General features: G+C 70.8%; 21 protein-coding genes. 11 read left to right on the top strand and 10 right to left on the bottom strand.

Going from position 1 to position 24,886, the window contains the following annotated elements; all coding sequences use genetic code 11:
- The first annotated feature begins 13 nt into the window (after positions 1 to 13).
- From ACFVY3_RS03680 to ACFVY3_RS03670, 3 genes are all read left to right on the top strand, one after another.
- Positions 14 to 1,660 (top strand): ABC transporter substrate-binding protein, encoded by a 1,647-nt coding sequence (locus ACFVY3_RS03680; protein ID WP_400158799.1) that lies wholly within the window; start codon positions 14 to 16, stop codon positions 1,658 to 1,660.
- 78 nt (positions 1,661 to 1,738) lie between these two features.
- On the top strand, positions 1,739 to 3,241 hold the full coding sequence (locus ACFVY3_RS03675; RefSeq protein WP_364134866.1) for a malate:quinone oxidoreductase: 1,503 nt from the start codon (positions 1,739 to 1,741) through the stop codon (positions 3,239 to 3,241).
- Positions 3,242 to 3,321: 80 nt separating this feature from the next.
- Complete coding sequence (locus ACFVY3_RS03670) at positions 3,322 to 6,573, top strand: efflux RND transporter permease subunit (protein ID WP_400158798.1); 3,252 nt, start codon at positions 3,322 to 3,324, stop codon at positions 6,571 to 6,573.
- On the opposite strand, the gene ACFVY3_RS03665 is transcribed toward ACFVY3_RS03670, so the two are convergent.
- Positions 6,574 to 8,031, bottom strand: a complete 1,458-nt coding sequence (locus tag ACFVY3_RS03665) for an MFS transporter (protein WP_400158797.1) — start codon at positions 8,029 to 8,031, stop codon at positions 6,574 to 6,576. It abuts the gene before it with no gap.
- Positions 8,032 to 8,228: 197 nt separating this feature from the next.
- Between ACFVY3_RS03665 and ACFVY3_RS03660 the strand changes: the two genes are divergently transcribed.
- Together ACFVY3_RS03660 and ACFVY3_RS03655 are read left to right on the top strand one after the other, a co-directional pair.
- Positions 8,229 to 9,332: an LLM class flavin-dependent oxidoreductase gene (locus tag ACFVY3_RS03660; RefSeq protein ID WP_400158796.1), complete on the top strand. Its 1,104-nt coding sequence runs from the start codon at positions 8,229 to 8,231 to the stop codon at positions 9,330 to 9,332.
- Positions 9,332 to 9,838 carry a MarR family winged helix-turn-helix transcriptional regulator gene (locus ACFVY3_RS03655; protein ID WP_364135773.1) on the top strand — a complete coding sequence of 169 codons (507 nt, stop codon included), beginning with the start codon at positions 9,332 to 9,334 and terminating at the stop codon, positions 9,836 to 9,838. The genes ACFVY3_RS03660 and ACFVY3_RS03655 overlap by 1 nt, the downstream gene beginning before the upstream one ends.
- Here the strand turns inward: ACFVY3_RS03655 and ACFVY3_RS03650 are convergent.
- The 3 genes from ACFVY3_RS03650 to ACFVY3_RS03640 form a co-directional block, all read right to left on the bottom strand.
- A complete protein-coding gene (locus ACFVY3_RS03650) occupies positions 9,835 to 10,641 on the bottom strand; it encodes a transglutaminase family protein (protein WP_400158795.1) in 807 nt (268 codons plus the stop codon). The genes ACFVY3_RS03655 and ACFVY3_RS03650 overlap by 4 nt on opposite strands.
- Positions 10,642 to 10,720: 79 nt before the next feature.
- Positions 10,721 to 11,560 carry a hypothetical protein gene (locus tag ACFVY3_RS03645; protein ID WP_400158794.1) on the bottom strand — a complete coding sequence of 280 codons (840 nt, stop codon included), beginning with the start codon at positions 11,558 to 11,560 and terminating at the stop codon, positions 10,721 to 10,723.
- Positions 11,561 to 11,590: 30 nt separating this feature from the next.
- A complete protein-coding gene (locus ACFVY3_RS03640) occupies positions 11,591 to 12,979 on the bottom strand; it encodes a M20/M25/M40 family metallo-hydrolase (RefSeq protein ID WP_400158793.1) in 1,389 nt (462 codons plus the stop codon).
- A gap of 182 nt (positions 12,980 to 13,161) precedes the next feature.
- Between ACFVY3_RS03640 and ACFVY3_RS03635 the strand changes: the two genes are divergently transcribed.
- Positions 13,162 to 13,779: a DUF1684 domain-containing protein gene (locus tag ACFVY3_RS03635; RefSeq protein ID WP_377970776.1), complete on the top strand. Its 618-nt coding sequence runs from the start codon at positions 13,162 to 13,164 to the stop codon at positions 13,777 to 13,779.
- 4 nt (positions 13,780 to 13,783) lie between these two features.
- Complete coding sequence (locus tag ACFVY3_RS03630; RefSeq protein WP_290257458.1) at positions 13,784 to 14,269, top strand: GtrA family protein; 486 nt, start codon at positions 13,784 to 13,786, stop codon at positions 14,267 to 14,269.
- A gap of 25 nt (positions 14,270 to 14,294) precedes the next feature.
- Here ACFVY3_RS03630 and ACFVY3_RS03625 read toward each other — a convergent pair whose 3' ends face one another.
- The 6 genes from ACFVY3_RS03625 to ACFVY3_RS03600 form a co-directional block, all read right to left on the bottom strand.
- Positions 14,295 to 15,449 carry a cysteine desulfurase family protein gene (locus tag ACFVY3_RS03625; protein WP_290257457.1) on the bottom strand — a complete coding sequence of 385 codons (1,155 nt, stop codon included), beginning with the start codon at positions 15,447 to 15,449 and terminating at the stop codon, positions 14,295 to 14,297.
- Positions 15,446 to 16,471, bottom strand: a complete 1,026-nt coding sequence (nadC, locus tag ACFVY3_RS03620) for a carboxylating nicotinate-nucleotide diphosphorylase (RefSeq protein WP_400158792.1) — start codon at positions 16,469 to 16,471, stop codon at positions 15,446 to 15,448. Before nadC ends, ACFVY3_RS03625 begins: the two co-directional genes overlap by 4 nt.
- Complete coding sequence (gene nadB / locus ACFVY3_RS03615; protein WP_400158791.1) at positions 16,468 to 18,177, bottom strand: L-aspartate oxidase; 1,710 nt, start codon at positions 18,175 to 18,177, stop codon at positions 16,468 to 16,470. The genes nadC and nadB overlap by 4 nt, the downstream gene beginning before the upstream one ends.
- Positions 18,174 to 19,487, bottom strand: a complete 1,314-nt coding sequence (gene nadA / locus ACFVY3_RS03610; RefSeq protein ID WP_400158790.1) for a quinolinate synthase NadA — start codon at positions 19,485 to 19,487, stop codon at positions 18,174 to 18,176. The genes nadB and nadA overlap by 4 nt, the downstream gene beginning before the upstream one ends.
- Positions 19,484 to 20,194, bottom strand: coding sequence for an NrtR DNA-binding winged helix domain-containing protein (locus ACFVY3_RS03605; protein WP_400159053.1), 711 nt, complete (start codon positions 20,192 to 20,194; stop codon positions 19,484 to 19,486). Before ACFVY3_RS03605 ends, nadA begins: the two co-directional genes overlap by 4 nt.
- Before the next feature lie 147 nt (positions 20,195 to 20,341).
- Entirely contained in the window at positions 20,342 to 20,815 is a 474-nt protein-coding gene (locus ACFVY3_RS03600) for an Lrp/AsnC family transcriptional regulator (RefSeq protein ID WP_290257452.1), read from the bottom strand.
- Positions 20,816 to 20,987: 172 nt separating this feature from the next.
- Between ACFVY3_RS03600 and ACFVY3_RS03595 the strand changes: the two genes are divergently transcribed.
- The 4 genes from ACFVY3_RS03595 (at position 20,988) to ACFVY3_RS03580 (ending at position 24,886) form a co-directional block, all read left to right on the top strand.
- Positions 20,988 to 22,367, top strand: coding sequence for an amino acid permease (locus ACFVY3_RS03595; protein WP_400158789.1), 1,380 nt, complete (start codon positions 20,988 to 20,990; stop codon positions 22,365 to 22,367).
- 126 nt (positions 22,368 to 22,493) lie between these two features.
- On the top strand, positions 22,494 to 23,543 hold the full coding sequence (locus ACFVY3_RS03590) for a thiamine pyrophosphate-dependent enzyme (protein ID WP_400158788.1): 1,050 nt from the start codon (positions 22,494 to 22,496) through the stop codon (positions 23,541 to 23,543).
- Complete coding sequence (locus ACFVY3_RS03585; RefSeq protein WP_364134825.1) at positions 23,536 to 24,564, top strand: alpha-ketoacid dehydrogenase subunit beta; 1,029 nt, start codon at positions 23,536 to 23,538, stop codon at positions 24,562 to 24,564. The genes ACFVY3_RS03590 and ACFVY3_RS03585 overlap by 8 nt, the downstream gene beginning before the upstream one ends.
- Positions 24,557 to 24,886 (top strand): biotin/lipoyl-containing protein, encoded by a 330-nt coding sequence (locus ACFVY3_RS03580; RefSeq protein ID WP_290257447.1) that lies wholly within the window; start codon positions 24,557 to 24,559, stop codon positions 24,884 to 24,886. The genes ACFVY3_RS03585 and ACFVY3_RS03580 overlap by 8 nt, the downstream gene beginning before the upstream one ends.

Raw genomic sequence — 24,886 nt, 5'->3', positions numbered from 1 at the left:
AGGACCGCGCAGGATGCGCCGCCTCGTCGCAGGCCTGGGCGCGCTGCTGCTCCTGGCTCCCGTTGCTGCCTGCACGGGCGCGCCCGGGCCGGTGCCGTCGTCGTCGGCCGCCGCCGGCACCGGACCCACCGAAACCTTTACCTTCGGCACCGCGTCCCGCCCGCTGGGACTGGACCCGGCGCTGGTCTCAGACGTCGACTCGTACCGCATCACCCGGCAGATCCTCGAGGGCCTGGTGGGCGTTGACCAAAACAGCGGCAAGCCCACGCCGCTGCTGGCCACCGAGTGGAAGACCAGCGACGACGGCCGCACCTATACATTCAAGCTCCGCGACGGTGTGACCTTCCAGGACGGCACCCCCTTCGACGGTCCCGCGGTGTGCACGAACTTCAACCGCTGGTTCAACTTCTCCGAGGCGCTGCGGAAACAGGCCCCCGGGACCTCGTTCAAGGGCGTCTTCAAGGCCAACGCGGACCAGGCCTCGCTCTCCATCTACAAGGGCTGCACCCCGCTCGCGGGCGGCAACGTCGAGATCGACCTGACCCAGCCCTTCACCGGCTTCCTGCAGGCGCTGACCCTCCCCGCCTTCGCCATGTCCTCGCCGAAGGCCCTCGCGGCGCAGTCCGCGGACGTGCTGAACCAGACCCGGGACGGCCAGCCGGTCTCCGCCTACGCGCTCAAGCCGGTGGGAACCGGCCCGTACGTGTTCACGTCCTGGGACAACGACACCGTCACGCTTTCCAGCAACAAGAACTACTGGGGTGACAGGGGCCAGATCGCCACAATCAACTTCGTCACCTACGACCACCCGCAGACCCGGATGCAGGCGCTGCTGGACGGCAAGATCGACGCCTACGACTCCGTCACCGTGGGTAATTTCGACCAGCTGGTCAAGCGCGGCAAGCAGATCATCCAGCGCGACCCGTTCTCCGTCATGTACCTGGGCATGAACCAGGACATCCCCGCCCTGCAGGACCTCAAGGTGCGCCAGGCGATCGAGATGGCCCTGGACAAGGACACCCTGATCCGGAAGTTCTTCATCGACAACACGTCCTCGGCCTCCCAGTTCGTGCCGCCGAAGCTGAGCGGTTTCAACAACAACGCCCCGTCGCTGGGCCACGACCCGGCCAAGGCCAAGGAGCTGCTGGCCCAGTCCACGTACAAGGGCGAGGAGCTGAAGTTCTACTACCCGCTGAACGTCACCCGGCCGTACCTGCCGACGCCGGAGAAGGTCTACGCCGAGATCAGCCGAGAGCTGATCGCCGTCGGCCTGAACATCAAGCCCGTCCCGGTGGACTGGTCCGACGGCTACCTGCAAAAGGTCACCTCCCCCGGGGACCACGCCCTGCACCTGCTCGGCTGGAACGGTTCCTACGCGGACCCGGACAACTTCGTCGGCCCGCTCTTCGGCGAGAAGAACGGGGAGTTTGGCTACCAGGACCCGCAGGTGTTCTCGAAGATCGCCCGGGCCCGCGGCCTGCCGGACGGCAAGGACCGCACCGAGCAGTACCAGACCATCAACGCGCAGATCGCAGCGTCGGTGCCGGCCGTGCCGATCGCCTTCCCGATCTCCGCGCTGGCGCTCTCCGACCGGGTGGTGAAGTACCCGGCGTCGCCGGTGCTCAACGAAGTTTTCACGAAGGTGGTCCTCAAGTCTTGACGTGCCGGGCCAATTTCAGTTAGTGGGCGGTGCGGGGATATTCTGTGACAGCCAGAGCCGCTGCTACCGGAGACTGATGTGACTTTCATTTCCAAGACCCAACACGCCGACGTCGTCCTGATTGGCGGCGGCATCATGAGCGCCACGCTCGGTGCCTTCCTCAAGCAGCTCGAGCCGAACTGGACGATCTCGCTGTTCGAGCGGCTGGACCGCCCGGGCCTGGAAAGCTCCGATCCCTGGAACAACGCCGGTACCGGCCACGCCGCCCTCTGCGAACTGAACTACTCCCCCGCCGCCAAAGACGGCTCGGTGGATCCGTCCAAGGCGCTGCACATCAATGAGCAGTTCCAGCTCTCCCGCCAGTTCTGGTCCCACCTGGTCACCAACTCCCTGATCGGCTCCCCCAAGGGCTTCATCAACACCGTCCCGCACATGAGCTTCGTGGTGGGCGAGGAGAACACCAAGTTCCTGCGGACCCGTTACGAGGCGCTCAAGCCCAACCCGCTGTTCCGCTCCATGGAGTACTCCGAGGACCAGGCGCAGATCGCCAAGTGGGCGCCGCTGATCATCAAGGGCCGCGACCCGAAGCAGCGTGTGGCCGCGACCCGCGCCGCCGAAGGCACCGACGTCGACTTCGGCGCCCTGACGCGCGAGCTCACCGGCTACCTGGGCAACAACGGCGTGGAAATCAACTACGGCCACGACGTCACCGGCATCAGCCGCGCCGCCGACGGCGGCTGGGACCTGTCCCTGAAGCACCCGCGCTCCGGTGAGCGCGGCTCCATCCACGCCAAGTTCGTCTTCGTCGGCGCCGGCGGCGGGGCCCTGCACCTGCTGCAGGCCTCCGGCATCCCCGAGAGCAAGGGCTACGGCGGTTTCCCCGTCTCCGGCCAATTCTTCCGCTGCACCGACGAGTCCCTGGCCGCCCAGCACAGCGCCAAGGTCTACGGCCAGGCGTCCGTCGGTGCCCCGCCGATGTCCGTGCCGCACCTGGACACCCGCTACGTCAACGGCAAGCGCTCCCTGCTCTTCGGCCCGTACGCCGGCTTCTCCACCAACTTCCTGAAGAACGGCTCCTACCTGGACCTGCCGCTGTCCATCCGCCCCTCCAACATCATCCCGATGCTGGCCGTGGCCAAGGACAACATGGACCTCACGGCCTACCTGGTCAAGGAAGTCGCCAAGCGCCACGGCGCCAAGGTTGAGGCCCTGCGCGAGTACTACCCCGAGGCCAAGGACGGCGACTGGGAGCTCATCACCGCCGGCCAGCGCGTGCAGATCATCAAGAAGGACCCGAAGAAGGGCGGCGTGCTGCAGTTCGGCACCGAGGTCATCGCGGGCCGCGACGGCAGCATCGGCGCCCTGCTGGGTGCCTCCCCGGGTGCTTCCACCGCCGTGCCGATCATGATCGAACTGCTGCAGAAGGCCTTCCCGAAGGACTTCAAGGGCTGGCAGGGCAAGCTCAAGGAGATGATGCCGGGCTACGGCGTCAAGCTCAACGAGAACCCGGAGCTCGCCGCGCAGCTCGAGGCCGACACGGCCAAGGTCCTGCAGCTCGAAACGGTCCCGGCCTCCCGCTGAAACTCTGCCGGGTTGCGGCACGTTTAGTCCCTTGAGGCGTCCCGTCCGGTACGGCGTCCGTAGACCCCAGGAGTTCATGAATGTTCCGGCTGGCCAGGCTCTCGCTCGGAAACCGGGCGCTGATCGCGCTGATCACCGTCTTCGCCTCGGTCTTCGGGGTGATCACCATGACCTCACTGAAGCAGGAGCTCATCCCCTCGATCGAGTTCCCGCAGATCACGGTGATCACCTCTATGCCGGGCGCCTCGCCCGAGGTCGTGGACAAGCAAGTGAGCGGTCCGCTGGAGACCGCCCTGCGCGGCGTCGAGGGCCTGGAGTCGACGTCGTCCACCTCGCGCAACGGCGTTTCGCAGATCACCCTGGCGTTCACCTACGGCTCCAACCTGGACCGGGCCCGGAACCAGATCGACCGTGCCATCTCCAACGCCAAGCAGGCGCTGCCCAAGGATGTCCAGCCGCAGGCGATCGCCGGCAGCATCAGTGACTTCCCGATTGTGTACCTGGCGGTCTCCTCGGACAAGCCGCTCAGTGAGCTCAACACCGACCTCGCCCGGCTGAGCGTGCCCCGGCTGCAGAAGATCGACGGCGTCCGCGGCGCCGAGGTCACCGGTGGCGCCACCGAGCACATCCAGATCCAGCCGAAGCCCGAGGCGATGGCGGCCGCCGGCACCTCCATCCAGGCGATCAGCGACGCCCTGAAGAACAACGGCAGCCTGGTCCCGGCCGGCAGCATCCAGGACCAGGGCAAGACCCTCTCCCTGCAGATCGGCAGCCCGGTGGACTCCGTGGACGCCATCAAGGCCCTGCCGCTGGGCGGGGCGCGCAACGCCGCCACGATCGGCGGCGTCGCCGACGTCTCGATCGCCGAGGACGCCCGCACCTCCATCACCCGCACCAACGGCAAGGAGACCCTGGCGGTCTCCGTCACCAAGAAGCCCGAAGGCGACACCGTGGGCATCTCACACGCGGTCAAGGACGCCATCCCGCAGCTCGAGGCGGAACTGGGGTCCAACGCAAAGTTCACCCCTGTCTTCGACCAGGCGCCGTTCATCGAGAAGTCCATCAAGGACCTCACCACCGAGGGCCTGCTGGGCCTGGGCTTCGCCGTCGGCATCATCCTCTTGTTCCTGCTCTCGGTCCGCTCCACCCTGGTCACGGCCGTCTCGATTCCGCTCTCGCTCCTGATCACGTTCATCGGGCTGAAGGCCACCGGCTACTCGCTGAACATCCTGACCCTGGGCGCGCTGACCATCGCGATCGGCCGCGTGGTGGACGACTCGATCGTGGTGATCGAGAACATCAAGCGGCACCTCAGCTATGGCGAGGCGAAGATCACCGCGATCCTCACCTCGATCCGCGAGGTGGCCGGGGCGATCACGGCCTCGACGCTGACCACGGTGGCGGTGTTCCTGCCGATCGCGTTCGTGGCGGGCCTGGCCGGGGAGCTGTTCCGTCCCTTCGCGCTGACGGTCACGATCGCGCTGATCTCCTCGCTGCTGGTCTCCCTGACGATCGTGCCGGTACTGGCCTACTGGTTCCTGCGCAACCCCCGATCCCGAGACACAAGAGCACGGGACACAACAGCACGTGACGACGCCGTCGGGAACACCGACGCCGCCGAGGCGGCCGCGAAGGCGCACGACGCCGAGCGGCGCAGCCTGCTGCAGCGCGGCTACCTCCCGGTGCTCACCAAGACCCAGCGCCACCCCGTCATCACGCTCATCGCCTCCGTCCTGGTCCTGGGCGGCACCGTCGCCATGACCCCGCTGCTGGCCACCGACCTGCTGGGCAGCTCCGGCCAGAACAGCCTGACCGTGAGCCAGGCACTGCCCGCAGGCACCAGCCTGGACCAGGGCAACGCGGCCGCCGTCAAGGTCGAGGACGTGCTCCGCGGCATCGACGGGATCAAGAACGTCCAGGTCACCACGGGCAACGCCCAGACCGGTTTCTCCGCCCTGCAGTCCACCGGCGCCGCCAACTCCACCTTCACCGTGGTCACCGACGAAAAGGCGGACCAGAAGAAGCTGCAGGACACCGTTCGGACCCGGCTGGCCGCAATTTCCGACGCCGGCAAGATCACCGTCGGCTCCCAGCAGGGCGGCTTCGGGACGACGTCGACCGTGGACATCACGCTCAAGGCCGCCGGTTCTGCCGACCTTAAGGCCGCCAGCGACACGATGGTCAAGGCCATGGACGGCGTCCCCGGCTCCTCGGAGGTCAGCACCAACCTCGCCGCCAGCCAGCCCGTGGTCCAGGTCAAGGTGGACCGCGCCAAGGCCACCGCGGCCGGCCTGAACGAACAGCAGGTCGGCGCCGTCCTCGCCTCCACCATCAGCCCGATCCCGGCCGGCACGGTCCGGATCGGCACCAACGACTACCCGGTCCGGATCGGCGAGGGAACGAAGTTCAGCAGCATCGGCGCGGTCCGCGACCTGCAGCTGCCGACCGCGCGCGGACCCGTGCCGCTGTCCTCCATCGCCTCCGTGGAGCAGGCCGACGTGCCGGTCTCCATCACCGCCAGCAACGGGCAGCGGACCGCGCGCGTCTCCGTGACCCCCTCCGGCGGGAACCTCGGGGCCGTCAGCACCGAGGTGCAGGCCCGGCTGAAGACGGTCCAGCTGCCGCCGGGCGTCACCGCGGAAATCGGCGGCGCCACGACCCAGCAGGCCGAGTCCTTCGGACAGCTGGGCCTGGCCCTGCTGGCGGCGATCGCAATCGTGTACGTGATCATGGTGGCCACCTTCAAGTCGCTGGTGCAGCCGCTGATCCTCCTGGTGTCGATCCCGTTCGCGGCGACCGGTGCCATTGCCCTGCTGCTGATCACCAAGGTCCCGCTGGGCCTGCCGTCACTGATCGGCATGCTGATGCTGGTGGGCATTGTGGTGACCAACGCGATCGTGCTGATCGACCTGATTAACCAGTACCGTCAGCCACGCAACGGCGAACCCGGCATGAACGTCGCCGATGCCATCACCCACGGCGCCCGACAGCGTCTGCGCCCCATCCTGATGACGGCCCTGGCCACGGTCTTCGCCCTGACCCCGATGGCCCTCGGCCTGACCGGCGGCGGCGGGTTCATCTCCCAGCCGCTCGCCGTCGTCGTGATCGGCGGCCTGATCTCCTCCACCGCCCTGACCCTGATCCTGGTCCCCGTGCTGTACCGGCTGGTCGAGGGCCGGCGGGAGCGGAAGGCCCTGGAGCGCGTCGGGGGTGCCCCGGCGCGGGGACGCCACGCCCGGCCCGCGGCTCCCGCTGGCCGGAACGGGGACGTTGCAGAGGATGCAACCGCGACTGCCGATGACCCGGACGAGGCCCCGGCGCTCCGCAACTAGTCAGGTGCGGGCGCCGGCGGGGCCGACGGCAGCCTCCGGGGCCGGGTCCGAGAACGCCAGCCGGGGCACCAGGGCCAGGGCTGCCGCCGCGGCCAGGCCGGTGACGCCGCAGATCGCCCAGACCAGCAGGTAGCCGGCCAGCGGGGCCGCGGTCTGCCCCGCGTCGGCACCTCCGACCCCGGCGTCGGCCGCGGCGTGGCTGAGCAGGGCGATGCCGAACACCGCCGAGGCGAACGCTCCGCCGATGGTCTTGGTGGTGTTAGTCAGCCCGGTGGCCATGGCGGTCCGGTTCAACGGGGCCGCAGCCGCCGCGGCCGAGGGCAGCGCGGCCACCAGCGCGCCGGAGCCGACGCCGGCGATGGCCATATTCACGAGCGTCTCGGCCAGGCTGGAGTGCAGCGGCAGGAACAGCAGGTAGCCGATGCCCACCAGCGCCGCGGCCCCCACGAGGGTTAGGCGCGGGGTCAGCCGCCGGGTCACCAGCGGATACAGCAGGGCCCCGGCGAGCAGCGCCAGCACGTACACCCCGATGATGATCGAGACCTGGCCGGAGCGCAGCCCCAGCCCGTAGCCGTAGGTGCCAGGATCGGTTCGGGCGAAGGTGGACAGCGGGGCCTGGGCGCCGAGCACCGAGACGCCGAAGAGTCCAGCCGTGAGCTGCACTGGCCACATCGCCGGGGACCGGAGCATCCGGATGTCCACCAGCGGGTCCTCTTTGCGCAGCTCCACCCGCACGAACGGGACGAACACCGCGACGCCGGCGGCCAGCACCGCCCACACCCACCAGGCACCGGGACCGTTCAGCCGGACCAGAGTCAGGCCGGAGGTGACGAGCAGCAGGCCGACGGCGAGCAGCGCCAGGCCCTGGGTGTCCACCCGGCCCGCGGCGCGCCCGGCGGACTCCGGGACCCCGAAGCGGATCACGAACCAGCAGGCGGTGACGGCGAGCGCCGGCACGGTCAGCACCAGCGGCAGCTGACCGGCCAACGCCTCGGCGAGCGCACCGGAGGCGAGGGCGCCGGCGATCACGCCGAACTCCAGCGCCCCCACCAGCACGCCGGCCGCCCGGCGGGTGAGGGCGGCGCCGTCGGGCCGTCCGTGCACCCGGCTGAAGACCAGGGCGATCTCCAGCGGCAGCCAGACCACGTAGAACCCCTGCAGCGACCAGGCGGCGAGGAAGGTCCAGAAGTCCGGCGCGAAGGCCACTGCCCAGGACGCGGCGGCGGTGAGCGCGGTGGAAACCAGCAGGATCCGCCGGTGCCCGTAGAGGTCGCCCAGCTTCGCCAGCACCGGGACGGCGAGGGCGCTGACGGTCAGCTGCGCTGCCTCGAACCAGTTGACGTCCGCGTCGTGGATGCCGAGGTGGCGGGCGATGTCCGTGAGGATGGGCGTGTAGTACCCCTGCAGGATGCCGCTGGTGAGTTCCACCAGGCAGAGGAACGCGATGATCCGGCGCATGCGGGCCTTCCGTACGGGCTGGACCCGGGGCGGCCAGCAGATTGATTGCATCCTAGGTCCCGGTATGGCCGGCGGCGGCGAAGGTCCGGGAATACCTGCGCGTGGCGGCTGTTATACCGGTCGATAGATGCAAATGCATGTAAATCGGTTACACTGAGAGCAGGACCCCGGAAGCCTCCGGAACGGAAAGGATCATCATGCAGATCGGCGTATTCAGCGTCAGCGACATCACCACCGACCCCACCACGGGCCGGACCCCCACCGAGCACGAGCGCATCAAGGCCTCGGTGGCGATCGCCAAGAAGGTCGAGGAGATCGGCATGGATGTCTACGCCATCGGCGAGCACCACAACCGGCCGTTCTTCTCCTCCTCCCCCACCACCACGCTGGCCTACATCGCGGCGCAGACGGAGCGGATCATCCTCTCCACCGCCACCACTCTGATCACCACGAACGACCCGGTGAAGATCGCCGAGGACTTCGCGATGCTCCAGCACCTGGCCGACGGCCGCGTGGACCTGGTGCTGGGCCGCGGCAACACGGCCCCGGTCTACCCCTGGTTCGGCAAGAACATCCAGGACGGCATCGAACTCGCGATCGAGAACTACTCCCTCCTGCGCAAGCTCTGGGACGAGGACACGGTCAACTGGTCCGGCAAGCACCGCACCCCGCTGCAGAACTTCACCTCCACGCCGCGCCCGCTCGACGGCGTCGCCCCCTTCGTCTGGCACGGCTCCATCCGCACCCCGCAGATCGCCGAGGTCGCCGCGTACTACGGTGACGGCTTCTTCGCCAACAACATCTTCTGGCCCAAGGAGCACTACCAGCAGTTGATCGGCCTGTACCGGGAACGCTACGAGCACTACGGCCACGGCGCGGCGGACCAGGCGATCGTGGGCCTCGGCGGCCAATTCTTCATGCGGAAGAATTCCCAGGACGCGGTCAAGGAGTTCCGTCCCTACTTCGACAACGCCCCGGTCTACGGCCATGGCCCCTCCCTCGAGGACTTCACCTCGCAGACCCCGCTGACGGTCGGCAGCCCGCAGGAAGTCATCGAGAAGACCCTGACGTTCCGCGAGTACTTCGGCGACTACCAGCGCCAGCTCTTCCTGATCGACCACGCCGGCCTGCCGCTGAAGACCGTCCTGGAGCAGCTGGACCTGTTCGGTGAGGAGGTGCTGCCGGTGCTGCGCAAGGAATATGCAGAGAAGACCCCGGCCCACGTCCCGGCGCCGCCCACCCACGCCGGCCGCGTCGCCGCGCAGCTGGCGTCCCACCAGGCCGCCCCGCAGGAGGCATGATGGCCGCGGGGGCGCCCGGCTCGGGGACCGGCACCGGCACAGCTACCGGCACCTCCCCGGCGCCGACAGTCCGGCTGGCGGCCCAGGCCTGGGAGTCGCTGTTCCGGGCGCAGGTAGCCGTCATGCGGCGCCTGCAGGGCGGCCCGGCGTTCCGCGACCTGGCCGTCAATGAGTACGACGTGCTGTTCACCCTCTCGGGCTGCCCCACGGGCTGGCTGCGGCAGAACGAACTGAACGACCACGTGCTGCTGAGCCAGTCCAGCCTGAGCCGCCTGGTGGAGCGGCTGGAGAAGCGGGGGCTGGTGGAACGGCGGCCGGCCCCCGACGACGGCCGCGGCGTCCTGGTCCGGCTCACCGACGCCGGCCGGGACCTGCAGAAGCAGATCGGCCGCGAGCACGTGCGGGACATTGCCGCCCTGGTGGGCCCGGCCCTGACCGCCGAGGAGCAACAGGAGCTGCTGCGGCTGACGGACAAGCTGCGGGCCTCGGTGCAGGCCCGAACCTAGCGGATGGTCACCAGCGCGGCCGGGTCCTCCTCGGGCAGGTCCCCGGCCACCGTGGCGGTGACCTTGAGTTCCCTCAGGGACAGGCTGCCGCCCACGGTGGAGAGGAAGGCCGTGTCCGAGGAGTCCCGGCCGGCGGTGATCCGGAGCATGCTCTCCCGCGGCGCCAGGCCGGTCGGGTCGATCACGTGCCACGCGCCGTCCATGTGGGCCTCCGCGACGGCGTGGAAGTCCATGGGGCTCAGCCCGGGGGCGTAGACCGCCGCAAGCCGGGCCGGGACGTTTTTGGAGCGCAGCAGGGCGATGGCCAGGTGGGCGAAGTCGCGGCAGACGCCGCGCCGGTGCAGCAGGGTCTCGACGGCGCCGTCGGTACCGCGCGAGGAGCCGCTGACGTAGCGCAGCTCGTTGAAGACCCAGTCGCGGACGGCGTGCAGCAGTTCCGGACCCTGCAGGCCGCCGAACTCGGCGTAGGCCGTCGGCAGCAGCCGGTCCGATTCGGCGTAGCGGCTGGGCCGCACGTAGCGGATCAGTTCCATCAGCCCCGGCTCCTCGGGGTCCGCGGCGCCGGTGACGGTGGCGTTGTACTCCACCAGCACCTCGGTGGGCTCGGCGAACTCCATGTAGTGGAACCGCCCGCCGTGGTGGTCGGCGAGCTCGGTCAGGGGAACCTCGGCGCCGTCGGCGGTAACGGAGAGTTCCTCGTCAAAGCCGGTATAGCCGGGGTTGCGCGCCACAGCCACGGCCATGGCGACCTTGGTGCCGGCCACGGTCTTGAAGGCCATGCGGGCGGACACGATGCGTTCCATAATTCTCCGGGGGTGCGGGCGGGGCGCGTGCGCCTGCCGCCGGGGGTTCCCTGGCTGCCGTGGGGCCGGCGCGGCAGGGCTACTGTGTGATCCTCAGCGACATTAGCATCCGCTGGACATTGGCGAACTCGGACCCCTCGTTGACGTAGGCGTCGGCCTGGGCCAGCGTGTCGAACGCTTTGGCCGGGGCCACCCGCTGGTCCGGGGCGAAGGCCGTGAGCTCGCCCAGGTCGCCGAAGGAGATGTCGCCCTTGCCCTCGGGCCCTCGGACCACGTTCTGCAGGGCGCAGGCCTTGCCCCCGGTACCGCCGACGATGTTGGTGATGCCGTAGGAGCCGAAATACTTGTAGCCCTGGATCACGCGGTAGACCACGTGCGGGTCGATCATTCCGTCGCCGGAGGCGTGCGGCAGGTCCACCGGCACGCTGCTGACCACGATGTAGGGCTTGGCTGCCTCGGGCGCGCAGGAGGCAGGCGTCCGCGGCGCCAGTCCCGTCTGCAGGGTGGCGAGGTAGCGGCCGGCGGCGTCCTTGACCTCGACCTTGACCGCGCCGGGGAGGCTGCCCTGGGCCGGGGTCTGCGACTGGGCGATCCACTCCTGCGGCAGCTCGAAGCTGACCGATTTGGCCGGATCGGTGTAGGTCTTCCAGGCCGCCGCCGTGGCGCCGGGCGAGGCGGTGGCAGTCCCGGAGGCCGTTGACGTTGAGCCCGGTGGCGCGGTTCCCGGCGATCCGGAGCCCGACGGCGTTGCGCCGCCGGAGGGTTGCGACGTCGCCGTCCCGCCGGCGTCGGCCGTCCATTGCGGTGCGGCGGGGCCGCCGGAGCACCCCGCGAGCGCGCCGGTGCCCAGCACCAGCGCCGCGACCAGCCCAACAGGCACCCCAACCCGTACCCCGGTCCGCAGCCTCATCCGCATCATGCTGCCAGCGTAGTGCGGTCCCGGCGACGCTCAGAGCTTCCGGAGCAGCGTTTCGTAGAAGCGGACGCCGCGGCCCAGGGCCTTGAGGGAGATCTTCTCGTCGACGGCGTGGATGGAGGCCCGGTCCGCCCGGTCCATGGCGAACGGCGCGAACCGGTACACCGCGTCGCAGATGCCGGTGAAGCGGCGGGAGTCGGTGCCGCCCATCATGATGTACGGGGTGACGATCGCCTCCGGGTAGGCCATGCCGATGCACTCCGTCAGCAGCTCCCACGCGGGGCCGTGGGTCGCGGAAACCGGGGAGGGTTCGTTGCCCTCCACCACCCGCAGCTCCACCTTCGGGTCGCGGATGATCCGGCGGAGGCGCTCCACCGTGCCCGCCACGGTCTCGCCGACGGCCACGCGGATGTTGGCGTTGGCGGCGGCGGTGGCGGCCAGGACGTTGGCGCCGGCGCTGCCGCGCAGCGTGGTGATGGCGACGGTGGTCCGGGTCATGGCGTTGGTCTCGCCGCCGAGCCGGCCGAACAGCCAGGTCAGGGGCGTGCGCAGGCGCTCCACGTGGGCGAACGCCAGCCGCAGCGGGAGGGGCGCGTGCGGGCCGAAGCGGCGCAGCATCTCGGCGGTGACGTCGGGCAGGTGCTGCGGGAACGGGTGGTTTTCGATCCGGGTGATGGCCCGGGCCAGCCGGGCGGTGGCGCCCATCCGGGGCGGCGTGGAGGCGTGGCCGCCGGGATCCCGGGTGAGCAGTTCGACGTCCAGGATCCCCTTTTCGGCCACCCCGACGACGGCGGCCGGGCGGTTAACGCCCGGGAATGCGCCACCGGCGACGGCGCCGCCCTCGTCCAGCACCAGTGCGGGCCGGACACCCCGTTCGGCCAGCAGCGCCGCGGCGGCGGCGGCGCTGTCCCCGGCGGTTTCCTCGTTGTCGCCGAAGGAGAAGTAGACGTCCCGGGCGGGCGCGAACCCCTCGGCCAGCAGCGCCTCCGCGGCGGAAAGGATCACCGCGAGCTGCCCCTTGTCGTCCAGGGTGCCGCGGCCCCAGAGGTGCGTGCCGTCGTTGTGGCCCGAGAACGGCGGGTGGGTCCAGGCCGCCTCGTCCCCGGCGGGGACGACGTCGTAGTGGGCCATCAGCACCGCCGGCCCCGCCAGGCCGCCGGCCGTACCGGTTGTTGCGGGGGCCGTGTTGTCGGTGGGGCTGCTGGTGCGGGGGACGCCGGCCCAGCGGAACAGCAGGGCGCGGCCGTTGACCCGTTCCACGTCCATGGCCGCGTACACCCCCGGGAACAGCCCGGGCAGCGCAGCCAGGAACGCCTCGAATTCGGCCTCGTCGGTCCCGCCCCGGGCACGGGAGGAGACGGTCCGGAAGCTGACCAGCGTGGCGAGGGCATCCGCGGCGGCGGCTGTGTCGGTGCAGTGCATGCGCGCCAGTCTAGGCACGGCCGGCCCCGGACCGCCGGAGGCGTCACCGCGCGCGGTGACCGCGGCGCAAACAGGGTTAGGCTGGAGGGATGTCGGAACAGGATCTTGAGGGTACGGATAAGGACGTCCAGTCGGATGCGGCTGCCGGGACGGAGGCCGACGGCGGGGACGACGTCCTGCAGATGTCCGCGCTCGACATCGCCGACTGGCGGCTCCGGACCTTCGACCTCTACGCCACCGTCCGGAAAATCGCCGCGGACAGCCCCGCCGAGGCGCACGCCTACTGGCGCCACACCCGCGACCGGATGTTCGGTACCCACCCCGCCTCGCCCCTGACCCGGGCCGCGAAGGCCGAATTCTCCGGCCTTAAGACTGCCGACTACGACCCGATCTACCGCTTCCACGTCCCGATCACCCCGGAAGGGGCGGGACGTGAGATGAACGTCGAGACCGGCACCGACGGCGTCGTCCGCTTTGTCCGGCTCGGCACCTTCGACCTGCCCGAGATCGGCCAGCTGGCCGTCTGGAAGCACCAGGGCTACGGCGGCGGCATCTTCGTGCCGTTCCGCGACGCCACCGCGGGACAGCCCGGCGGCAGCTACGGGGCCGGACGCTACCTGATCGACACGATCAAGGGCGCGTTCCACGGGGTGACCGGATCCGGTCCGGACGCCAGCTTCGTCCTGGACTTCAACTTCGCGTACAACCCGTCCTGCGCCTACAACGAGGCCTGGGCCTGCCCGCTGCCCGGCCCGTCCAACCGGCTGGCGGTCGAGCTGCCGGCCGGGGAGCTCTACTAGCCGGATGGAACCCCAACTCCAGGCCGACCCGCCCGGGGCCCCCGCTCCCCCGGTCACCCGCGCGCCCCGGCGCCGCGGGCTGCTGCGGTACCCGGTGGTGCGGCAGCTGCTGCGGTTCACCGGCGTCGGCGTGGTGTGCACGGTGACGTCTCTGGCGCTCTTCGCGCTGCTGCGGCCGTGGATCGGACCGCAGCCGGCCAACGCCGCGGCGCTGATCCTGACCTCCCTGATGAACACGGCACTGAACCGGCGGCTGACGTTCAAGATCACGGACACCCACCGGATGCGCCGCGACCACCTCAACGGCCTGATCGTGATCCTGGTGGCGCTGCTCATCACCGGCGGGAGCCTGGGCATCCTGCACTGGGTCAAGCCGGACGCCACCGTGGCCGAGGAGCTCTGGACCACCACGCTCTCCGGCTTCCTCGCCACCGCCGTGCGGTTCACCATGCTGCGGCACTGGATCTTCCGGCGGGCCCGGCACCGCTAAGGCCCTTCGCCAATAAAGCCCGGCGTTACGCCCCGAGGGACCGCACGCTGCCGACCGCCCCGCGGACCGCGGCGGCCGCCTGGTCCAGCTCGGCGGCGGTGATGCCGGCGTCGAAACTGAACCGGACCGCCGTCTGCGCCACCGCTGCGGGGATCCCCATCGCCACCAGCACCGGGGACGGCTCATCGGACCCGGCGGCGCAGGCCGAGCCGCTGGAACACACCACGCCCCGGCGCTCCAGCTCCAGCAGCACCGACTCGCCGCTGGTCCCGGGGAAGCAGAACGACGCCACGGAGGGCAGCCGCTCGGCCGGGTGCCCGGTCAGGACCGCACCCGGCACGTTGGCGAGGACCGCGGCGATGAACCCGTCCCGCATCGCCGCCACCCGGGCGGCACGCCCGGCCTGGTCCTGCGCCGCGAGCGTCAGCGCCGTCGCCAGCGCCACCGCGGCGGCCACGTTCCCGGTCCCCGAGCGGCGGCCGCGTTCCTGGCCGCCGCCGTGGACCAGCGGCTCCAGCCTGGTCCGGCCGCGCACCACCAGGGCACCGCAGCCCTTGGGCGCGCCGAGCTTGTGCCCGGACACCGAGAGCGCGGCCACGCCCAGCGCCGCCGCGTCCAGCGGCAGCCAGCCGGCGGCCTGCACCGCGTCGGTGTGCAGCGGGACGCCCGCGTCGGCGGCCACGCCGGCCAGCCGGGCCACGGGCTGGACGGTTCCCACCTCGTTGTTGGCGTACATGACGCTGGCGACGGCGGTCTCCGGGCGCAGCGCCGCGGCGACGGCATCCTCCGTGACCTGTCCGTAGCGGTCCACCGGGATCACGTCCACCGCGAAGCCGTGCACGCGTTCGAGGTAGCGGGCGGATTCGGTCACGGCGGGATGTTCGACGGCGCTGATGGCTACCCTGTCCAGCCGGGGATCCGCAGCACGGCGGGCCAGCGCGATGCCCTTGACTGCCAGGTTGTCCGCCTCCGTGCCGCCCGAGGTGAACACGATTTCCCCGGGGCGGCAGCCCAGGACCCGGGCCGCGGCCACCCGGGCGTCCGCGAGGGCCGCCGCGGCCGCCTCCCCCAGCGAGTGGTGGCTGGAGGGGTTGCCGAACTCCCCGGTCAGGTGGGGCCACATGGCCGCCAGCACCTCCCGGCGGACCGGGGTCGTGGCGGCCGCGTCGAGGAAGATCACGGCGTCCCCTGGGCTCCCGGGTCGGGCTGCGTGGGGGTGCCGGAGCCGGCGTCGGTGTCCAGGTCAGTGTCCAGATCGGTGCCCGGTTCAAAGTCCAGTTCAATATCCAGCCCCAGGTCCAGGGCGGCGACGCTGTGGGTGAGGGCACCGATGGAGATCACGTCCACGCCCGTGGCCGCGATCGAGGCGACGGTGCCCAGGTTGACGTTGCCGCTGGCCTCCACCCGGGCGCGCCCGGCCACCAGGTCGACTCCGTCGGCCAGCTCCATCAGGGAGAAGTTGTCCAGCATGATGGTGTCCACCCCGGCGGCAAGCACCGGTTCGATCTGCTCCATGGTGTCCACCTCCACCTCGAAGTGGGTGGTGTGGCCCAGCCGGGCCCTGGCCTCCCGCAGCACGGCGGTCAGCCTGGCCGGGTCTCCCCCGGTGAGCACGGCCAGGTGGTTGTCCTTGGCCAGGACGGCGTCCGAGAGCCCCGCCCGGTGGTTGCTGCCGCCCCCGCACCGCACGGCGTAGCGTTCCAGCACGCGCAGTCCCGGCGTGGTCTTGCGGGTGTCGGTGATGCGGGCCCGGGTGCCGGCCACGAGGGCGACGTACTCGGCGGTTTTCGTGGCAATCGCACTCATCCGCTGCACCAGGTTCAGGGCCACCCGTTCGGCCAGCAGCACGCCGCGGGCGTCCCCGGTGACCCGGGCCAGGGGCGTGCCCGCGTCGAAGCGCTCCCCGTCCGCCAGCAGCAGGCTCACGACGGCGTCCGCGTCGGCGAGTTTCATGGCCGCCGCGAAGACCTGGCCGCCGCTGAAGACCCCGGGCACGCGGGCGGCCAGCACCGCCGTCGCGCGGGTCCCGGCGGGGATGAGCGTCTGGGAGGTGATGTCCCCGTAAGGGGCGTCCTCCGCGAGCGCGGCGCACAGGACGGCTTCGACGGCGGCCGCCGGCAGGGTCCCGGCCACGGCTGCGGGAGTGACGGCGGGGCTCGCGGCCGGGCGGGTGCTGCGGGCGGCCGGGGCGGGTGCTGTCATGACGTGATCCTTTGCTTGGAACGGGTGGCGTGCCGCGGGCCGTGGGCGGGCTGCGGGAGGTGGAGGGACCGGGGCTCCGGGGTGTGCGGGACGGCCGCCGCGGCCTCCGGCTCCGCCCGGAAGTGGGCGCCCACCGAGCCGGTGCGCCGCCGGGCCGCCTCGACGAGGAGGGTGGCGGCCAGCAGCAGGTTGCGGTCCTCGTGCCCGGCCTGGTCCGCGCTTTCCGATACGGTCTCCGGCCGGAGCTCGGACGCCCAGGCGGCGAGCCGGGCCGCCGCGGCGTCCAGCCCGGCTCCCGTCCGCGAGACCCCGGCGGTCCGGGTCATCAGCCTGCCCAGGGCGTCCCGGGAAAACGCCCCGGGACGGGGATCCGGTGCCGCGTCACTGTGGGCGGCCGTCCGGGCGGTTCCCTGCACAGAGGCGGGCGCCGCGTGGGCTCCGAGGAAGTCCTCAACGGCCCGGCGCCCAAACACCAGCCCCTCCAGCAGGGAGTTGCTGGCGAGCCGGTTGGCCCCGTGCACCCCGGTGCAGGCGACCTCTCCGGCGGCGTAGAGCCCGGCGACGGAGGTGCGCCCGGCGAGGTCGGTGGCGACGCCGCCCATCCAGTAGTGCGCCGCCGGCGAGACGGGCACGGTCTCTGCCGTCCAGTCGTAGCCGGCCGCGCGCGTGCCTGCGGTGATGGTGGGAAACCGTCGTGCCAGGTAGCCGGCGCCGCGGGCGGCCTCGATCCCCCGCGCGTCGAGGTGGACGGCGGTTCCGGGGTCGGCGCCTGTGGCGGCGAGGTGCAGGGCGATGCTGCGGGAGACGACGTCGCGCGGTGCCAATTCGGCGTCGGGGTGGTAGTCCGGCAGGAAGCGGCGGCCGGCGGCGTCGCGGAGCACGGCGCCCTCGCCGCGTACGGCCTCGGAGACGAGCAGGGCGGGCGGGCCGTCGGGGGTGTCGGCGGTGGCCAGGGTGGTGGGGTGGAACTGGTAGAACTCCAGGTCCCGGACGGCGGCACCGGCGCGCCAGGCCAGGGCCAGCCCGTCGGCGGTGGCGACCCGCGGGTTGGTGGTGCGGGAGAACATCCGGCCCGCCCCGCCGGTGGCCAGCAGCACGGCGTCGGCGTCCAGGCGGTGCCGCCGCCCGCCGGCGAGGTAGGCGACGCCGGTAACCGCAGGTGGGAGCTGGTCCCCGGCGTCCTGGCCAACGGCATCCGGGCCGGTGAGCAGCGCGGTGGCGAAGGCCCCGGTGAGGACCCTCAGCCGGCCGCGGTCGGCCTGTTCCAGCACGGCGGCACCGAGGGCGCTGGAGATGCGGGCGCCCGTGGCGTCGCCGCCGGCGTGCAGGATCCGGGCGGCGGAGTGGGCCGCCTCGAGGCCCAGCGCGGGGCCGCCGGTGGCCGCGGCGTCGAACTCCACGCCGAAGCGGCGCAGCCCCGCGATGTCCCGGACCGCCTCGGTGCAAAGCACCCGGACGGCCTCCGGGTCGCTCAGTCCGGCGCCGGCGGCGAGGGTGTCAGCGATGTGGGCGGAAACCGAGTCCCCGGTGGCCGCTTCCCCGGGGCCCAGGACGGCGGAGATCCCGCCCTGGGCGTAGCCGGTATTGCCGTCCCCGAGCGTCCCCTTGGTCAGCAGCACCGCCTCGACGCCGGGTACCTCGGCCGCGAGCAGCGCGGCGTAGAGCCCGGCGATGCCGCTGCCGATAATGACCAGGCGCCTGGTCACGGCCGCGCCGCCAGCATGCGTTCCAGTGCCACCCGGGCCGGGGCGGCGACGTCGTCGGCCACGGTGATGCGGTTGACCACCTCGCCGCGGACCAGGGACTCGAGCACCCAGGCAAGGTAGCCGGGGTGGATGCGGTACATCGTGGAGCAGGGGCAGATCACCGGGTCCAGGCAGAAGATCGTGTGCTGCGGGTACTCCGCGGCCAGCCGGTTGACCAGGTTGATCTCGGTGCCAACGGCGAAGACCGTGGGCTCGGTGGCGGCCGCGATGGCCTTCCGGATGAAGTCGGTGGAGCCGGCGGCGTCCGCGGCGTCGACCACCGGCATCGGGCACTCCGGGTGCACGATCACCTGAACGTTCGGGTACTCGGCCCGCGCCTTCTCGATCTGCGCGACGGTGAAGCGCTTGTGCACGGAACAGAAGCCGTGCCAGAGGATCACGCGGGAGTCCTGCAGCGTCTGCTCTTCGTTGCCGCCGAGGTCCTTGCGCGGATTCCACATCGGCATCTGCTCCAGCGGCACGCCCATGGCCTTGGCGGTGTTGCGGCCCAGGTGCTGGTCGGGGAAGAACAGCACCCGCTGGCCGCGCTCGAACGCCCATTCCAGTACCGTGGCGGCGTTCGAGGAGGTGCAGACGATGCCGCCGTGCTCGCCGCAGAAGCCCTTGAGTGCGGCCGAGGAGTTCATGTAGGTGACCGGGATGACGGGGACCCGGCCGCCGGCGTCCGGTTCGGTGCCGAAGAGTTCCTCCAGCTGATCCCAGCACTCGGTGACCGAGTCGATGTCCGCCATGTCCGCCATCGAGCAGCCCGCGGCGAGGTTGGGCAGGATCACGGCCTGCTCCGGGGCGGAGAGGATGTCCGCGGTTTCGGCCATGAAGTGCACGCCGCAGAAGACGATTGCCTCCGCCTCGGGCCGGGTCAGCGCCGCGTTGGCCAGCTGGAAGGAGTCGCCCACGAAATCGGCGTATTCGACCACCTCGTCACGCTGGTAGAAGTGGCCCAGGATCACGGCCCGGTCCCCCAGCGTGGCCTTGGCGGCGCGGATCCGGGCGTCGAGTTCGGCGTCGGTGGCCCGCTTGTACTCCTCCGGCAGCTGCCCCTGCCGCGGGGTCGACGGCGGGGCCACGTCGGTTGCCGAAGCGCCCGGACCGTACGCCGGGACGCCGGCCAGCGCCTCGGCGAGGTCGAAGTCCCAGGGTCCGCTGGCCAGCGCCGGACTGCAGGTGGACCCCGCGGCCGGACTGCCTGATGCCTGGCCTGTGGCCGCCTCCCGGGTGATCAGCTGGATCGCCGTGTTGACGCTGCTCATGTTGTGCTCCTGTGGTCGGGATCGAGGCCGGGGCGGCCGGTGTAACGGTAGAGGCGGGGCGGGCGGTGTTTGCCGCCCTGGAGGTATTCGTCGGTTTCTTCTATTTCCGGGGCCGCCTTGATCTGGCGGCGGAAATTCGCGGGATCCAGTTCGCGGTCCAGGACGGCCTCGTAGACCTCGCGCAACTGGGCGAGGGTGAAGTACTCGCCGAGGAAGTGGTAGGCGATGGGGCCGTATTCGAGCTTGTTGCGCAGCCGCCACAGCGCGTAGTCGACGATCGCGTTGTGGTCGAAGGCCAGCTGGCCGGGCCGGTCCGCCCTCACCCAGCGGACGTTCTCCGACTCGTCGGCGAGCGCCGCCTCGGTGGGGCGCACCAGCGCCCAGTAGACGATCGAGACCACGCGCTGGGTGGGTGAGCGGTGCAGGCCGCCGAAGGCGTAGAGCTGTTCGAGGTAGCTGGGCGCCAGGCCGGTGGTCTCGCGCAGGTTCCGGGACGCGGCGTCCTGCAAGGATTCGTCGTGGCTGAGCGGGCCGCCCGGGAGCGCCCACAGGCCCCTGTACGGTTCGCGGATCCGCCGCACCAGCGGGATCCAGAGGGTGGGCCGGCCCGAGGACTCGCTTGGCCGGAGGGCGAAGATCACCGTGGAAATGGCCAACGACGGCGGCGCGAGGCGGCGCTCGCTGACATTGGCCGGTGAGGTGTACATGGTGGTCTGCCCCCGCGGTTCGGGGTCCGGGGCCGGTGGCGGGCGCCGGCCGGACGGCTCCGGCCCGACTGCCGGAGTAGTTATAGTCATATTGACTAGAACTGATTCTACGCCGACGCCGCCGGAGCACCAAATAGTGACGGGTCGCTACTGCGGGCGGGCCGCAGCCTCCAGCAGCGGCAGCGTCCGCCCTTCGAAGTGGGTGTTGAGCACGATCACCGACGAGGAGCGCAGCACGGTCCGCGTGGCGATCATGGCATCCAGGACCCGCTGCAGGTCCGGGTTGGAGCGGGCGGCGATCCGGGCCATCAGGTCCGAACCGCCGGAGACGGTGTGGATCTCGATCAGTTCCGGGATCTGCGCCAGCGCCTCGACGACGGCGTCGTGGCCCAGGTCCTGATTGATGGTCAGCGAGCAGAACGCCACCACGGGGTAGCCGAACCGGGCGGGGTCCGGCTGTGGCACCCAGGAGCCGATCACCCCGGACTCCTGCATGCGGTCCAGCCGGGACTGCACGGTCGCCCGGGCCACCTTCAGCACGCGGGAGGCCTCCAGCACCGAGGAGCGCGGGGAGTCGGTGAAGAATCGGACAATTTTGGCATCGAGCGCGTCGACGGTCATGGCGGATTCCTCGATTTCGGGCGAATCAGAAGTACAAACAGCAGAATAACGGCCGGTTTGGAAAGCAAACTGCCACAATAATCTCACGCCGGTGGTTCTTCGGCGCCGCGGACGGGCGGTAAATTCAAATGGTCCCAAAAGGACATCCCACCACGCAGAGAAGGTCCGCCAGATGACAACGAAGTCCGCCGCGACGGAACCCGGCCGCGAGCTCGGCCACACCATGCTGCCCCGGCAGCTGACCATGATGGGCCTCGGCAGTGCGATCGGCGCCGGGCTGTTCCTCGGCTCCGGGGCGGGCGTCCAGGCCGCCGGCCCCGCCGTCCTGCTCTCCTACCTGGTGGCCGGGACGCTAATCATCATCGTGATGTGGGCCCTCGGCGAGATGGCCGCGGCGAATCCCGTCAGCGGGGCGTTCTCCGTCTACGCCCAGCGCGCCCTCGGCAACACCGCCGGCGCCACCGTCGGCTGGCTCTGGTGGCTGCAGCTGGTGGTGGTGATCGCCGCCGAGGCCCTCGGCGCGGCGGGTCTGCTCTTCACCGTCTGGCCGGTAGTGCCGGTCTGGGCCCTGTCGCTGATCTTCATGGCGGTGTTCACCGCCATCAACCTCGCCGGCGTGAAGAACTTCGGCGAGTTCGAGTTCTGGTTCGCCATCCTCAAGGTCGCCGCGATCGTCATCTTCCTGATCATCGGTGCCGCCCTGATCCTCGGGCTGCTGCCGGACGTGCCGGGCCCCGGGCTGTCGGTTATCACCGCCGACTTCGCGCCCGCGGGCCTGGGCGGCATCGCCACGGCCCTGTTCGTGGTGATCTTTGCCTTCGGCGGCACCGAGATCGTCAGCGTCGCCGCCGCCGAGACCAGGGATCCGGAGCGCAGCGTGCGCCACGCGATCCGGACCGTGGTCTGGCGCATCCTGGTCTTTTACATCGGCTCGGTCTTCGTGATCGCCGCGGTCCTGCCCTCGACGTCGGAGGCGCTGAAGTCCCCCTTCGCCGGGGTCCTGGACGCCGCCCGGATTCCCGGGGCGGGCGCCGCGATCACCCTGGTGGCCGTCGTCGCCCTCCTGTCGGCGCTGAACGCGAACCTCTACGGCGCGTCCCGGATGGCCTTCTCGCTCTCCCAGCGCGGGGAGGCGCCGCGGGTACTGTCCCGGCTGAACGCAGCCCGCGTCCCGGTGGTGGCGGTGGCGGTCTCGGTGGCCTTCGGCTTCGTGGCCGCCGTACTGGAGCTGCTCTTCCCGGACCGGATCCTGCCGGCGCTCTTCCAGCTGGTGGGATCGACCTGCCTGGTGGTCTGGGGCTCGGCCCTGGTCTCGCAGCTGGTGCTGCGCCGCCGGGCCGACCGGGCCGGGACAGCGCTGCCGCTGCGGATGAAGGGGTTCCCGGTGCTGACGATTGTCGGCCTGGTGCTACTGGCGCTGATCTTCGCCGTCGGGTTCAGCAGCCCGGAGAGCAGCAAGCAGCTGGTCAGCACCCTGATCCTGGTGGCCGCCATCGCCGCGGCCTGTTGGGCCGGGGCCCGGTTCGGCAGGACCCGCCGGACAGACGGCTGACCCGACCGGGGCGCAGCTATACAAGCTGCTACCCATGGATGCGTAGACGCCGGCAGCTTTTGGCAGATTGGCCAGCGTGTTGTGGGCTGATTGCCCAACGCCTAGCCCGTGACTAGGGTCACAGCCATGGATACACTCCCGCTTGCGGTGTCCGGCGACGACGCCGCACCGCTCACCCCCGACCAGCTGCGCGAGCTGTACACGCTGATGGCGTCCGTCCGGCACTTGGACACCTCCGCCATCGCGTGGCAGCGCCAGGGCATCATTCCCGGCTACGCGCCCGAACTCGGCCAGGAAGCGGCCCAGGTGGGCAGCGCCTACGCCGTGGACACCAGCCGCGATTTCGTCTTCCCCACCTACCGGGAGATGGGCGTGGCCCGGACCATGGGCGTGGACATGGTGGGCTACATGTCCACCCATAAGGCCACCTGGCACGGCGGCCTCTACAACCCGCTGGAATCCCGGCTCGCCCCGATCCAAGCCGTCGTGGCCGGCTCTGTCCTGCACGCCGTCGGCTGGGCCCACGGCCAGACCCTGGAGAACACCGGCGGCGGAACCACCGGCGTGGCCCTTACCTACTTCGGCGACGGCGCCTCCTCCCAGGGCGACGTGCACGAGGCCCTGAACTTCGCCGCCGTCATGAAGGCCCCCGTGGTCTTCTTCGTACAGAACAACGGCTGGGCCATCTCCGTGCCCACCGAACGCCAGGTGGCCGGCGGCTCCGTCGCCGCCCGGGCGGCCGGCTACGGCATGCCGGCGCTGCAGGTGGACGGCAACGACGTCGTCGCCGTCGTTGAGGCGACCCGCCGCGCCTTCGCCCACGCCCGCGCCGGGCACGGCCCGGTGCTGATCGAAGCCATGACCTACCGGCGCGGACCGCACTCGACCTCGGACGATCCGGGACGCTACCGCTCGCTCGATGAGGAGCGCGACGGCGCCGGCGCGGACCCGCTGGAGCGACTGAAGCAGCGGTTGCTGGCCGAGGGGATCGCCGACGAGGCGTTCTTCGCGGAGGCCCTCGCCGCCGCCAAGGCCGAGGAGGAAGCCATCCGCACCGGCATCCAGGCGCTCGGGTCCCGGCCCGGTGCGGAAATGTTTGACCTGGTCTTCCAGGAACCCACCCCGGCCCTGCAGGCGCAGGCGGTCAACTGGCGCGAGGAGTCCGAACATGTCTAGCCCGACCCTGGAAAGCGGCACCGCCACCACCGCGGCCGCCACGGTCACGATGTCCATGCAGCAGGCCCTGAACCGGGCGCTGGACGAGGTGCTGGCCGAGAACCCGAAGGCGGTGATCTTCGGCGAGGACTGCGGCCGGCTGGGCGGGGTCTTCCGGATCACCGACGGGCTGCAGGCCAGGCACGGCGCGCAGCGGGTCTTCGACACCCCGTTGGCCGAGTCGGGCATCCTCGGGATGTCGGTGGGCCTGGCCATGGCCGGCTTCCACCCCATCCCCGAGGTCCAGTTCGACGGCTTCGCCTACCCGGCAATCAACCAGATCGTCTGCCAGATCGCCCGGATGAATTACCGCAGCCGCGGCACGCTGCCGATGCCGATCACCCTCCGCGTGCCCAGCTTCGGCGGCATCCGCGCACCCGAACACCACGGCGAGAGCCTGGAGGCGCTTTTCGCCCACGTGCCCGGGCTCAAGGTGGTCTCGCCGTCGAACCCGCACGAGGCCTACCACCTGCTCAAGCACGCCGCCACCCGGCCGGACCCGGTGATCTTCATGGAACCGAAGTCCCGCTACTGGCAGAAGGGCGAGGTGGATACCGCCAATCCCGGCTCGCCGGAGGGCGCCAAGGTGATGCGCGAGGGCCGGCACCTGACCCTGGTGGCCTGGGGCGCGATGGTGGCCCGCTGCCTGCAGGTGGCCGAGCTCGCCGCCGAGGACGGGATCGAGATCGAGGTCCTGGACCTGCGCTGGCTCAAGCCGATCGACGCCGCCGCGCTGGCCGCCTCGGTGGGCAAGACGCGCCGCGCCGTCGTGGTGCACGAGGCGCCGCTGACCTCCGGCCTGGGCGCCGAGGTGGCCCAGCTGATCACGCAGGCCTGCTTCGACACCCTCAAGGCGCCGGTAGAACGCGTCACCGGCTTCGACGTCCCGTACCCCTCCGGGGACCTGGAGGACGAATACATCCCGAACATTGACCGGATCCTCTTCGGCATCCAGCGAGTATTGGAGTACAAACGTGGCTGAACTTTCCTTCCCCCTGCCGGACCTGGGCGAGGGCCTGATCGAGGCGACCGTGCTGGAATGGCTCGTCGCCCCCGGCGACCAGGTGGAACGCAACCAGCCCCTGGTGGAGGTTGAAACCACCAAGTCCGCGGTCGAATTGCCCAGCCCCCAGGCGGGTAAGGTAGTGCGTATTCACGGCGGACCAGGTGAGAAGATCAACGTCGGCGAGCCGCTGATCGTGTTCGAGGTGCCGGATGACACCGCCGGCATCGTGGGCACGGTCCCGAAGGAAGAGGCACCGAAGCGCCGGGTCCGCCTGAGCGCCGTACTTGATGAGGACTGA

It is taken from the genome of Arthrobacter sp. BPSS-3 (genome assembly GCF_044628475.1).
Taxonomy (GTDB): Bacteria; Actinomycetota; Actinomycetes; order Actinomycetales; family Micrococcaceae; genus Arthrobacter.
This window is presented reverse-complemented; position numbering and strand designations above follow the sequence as displayed.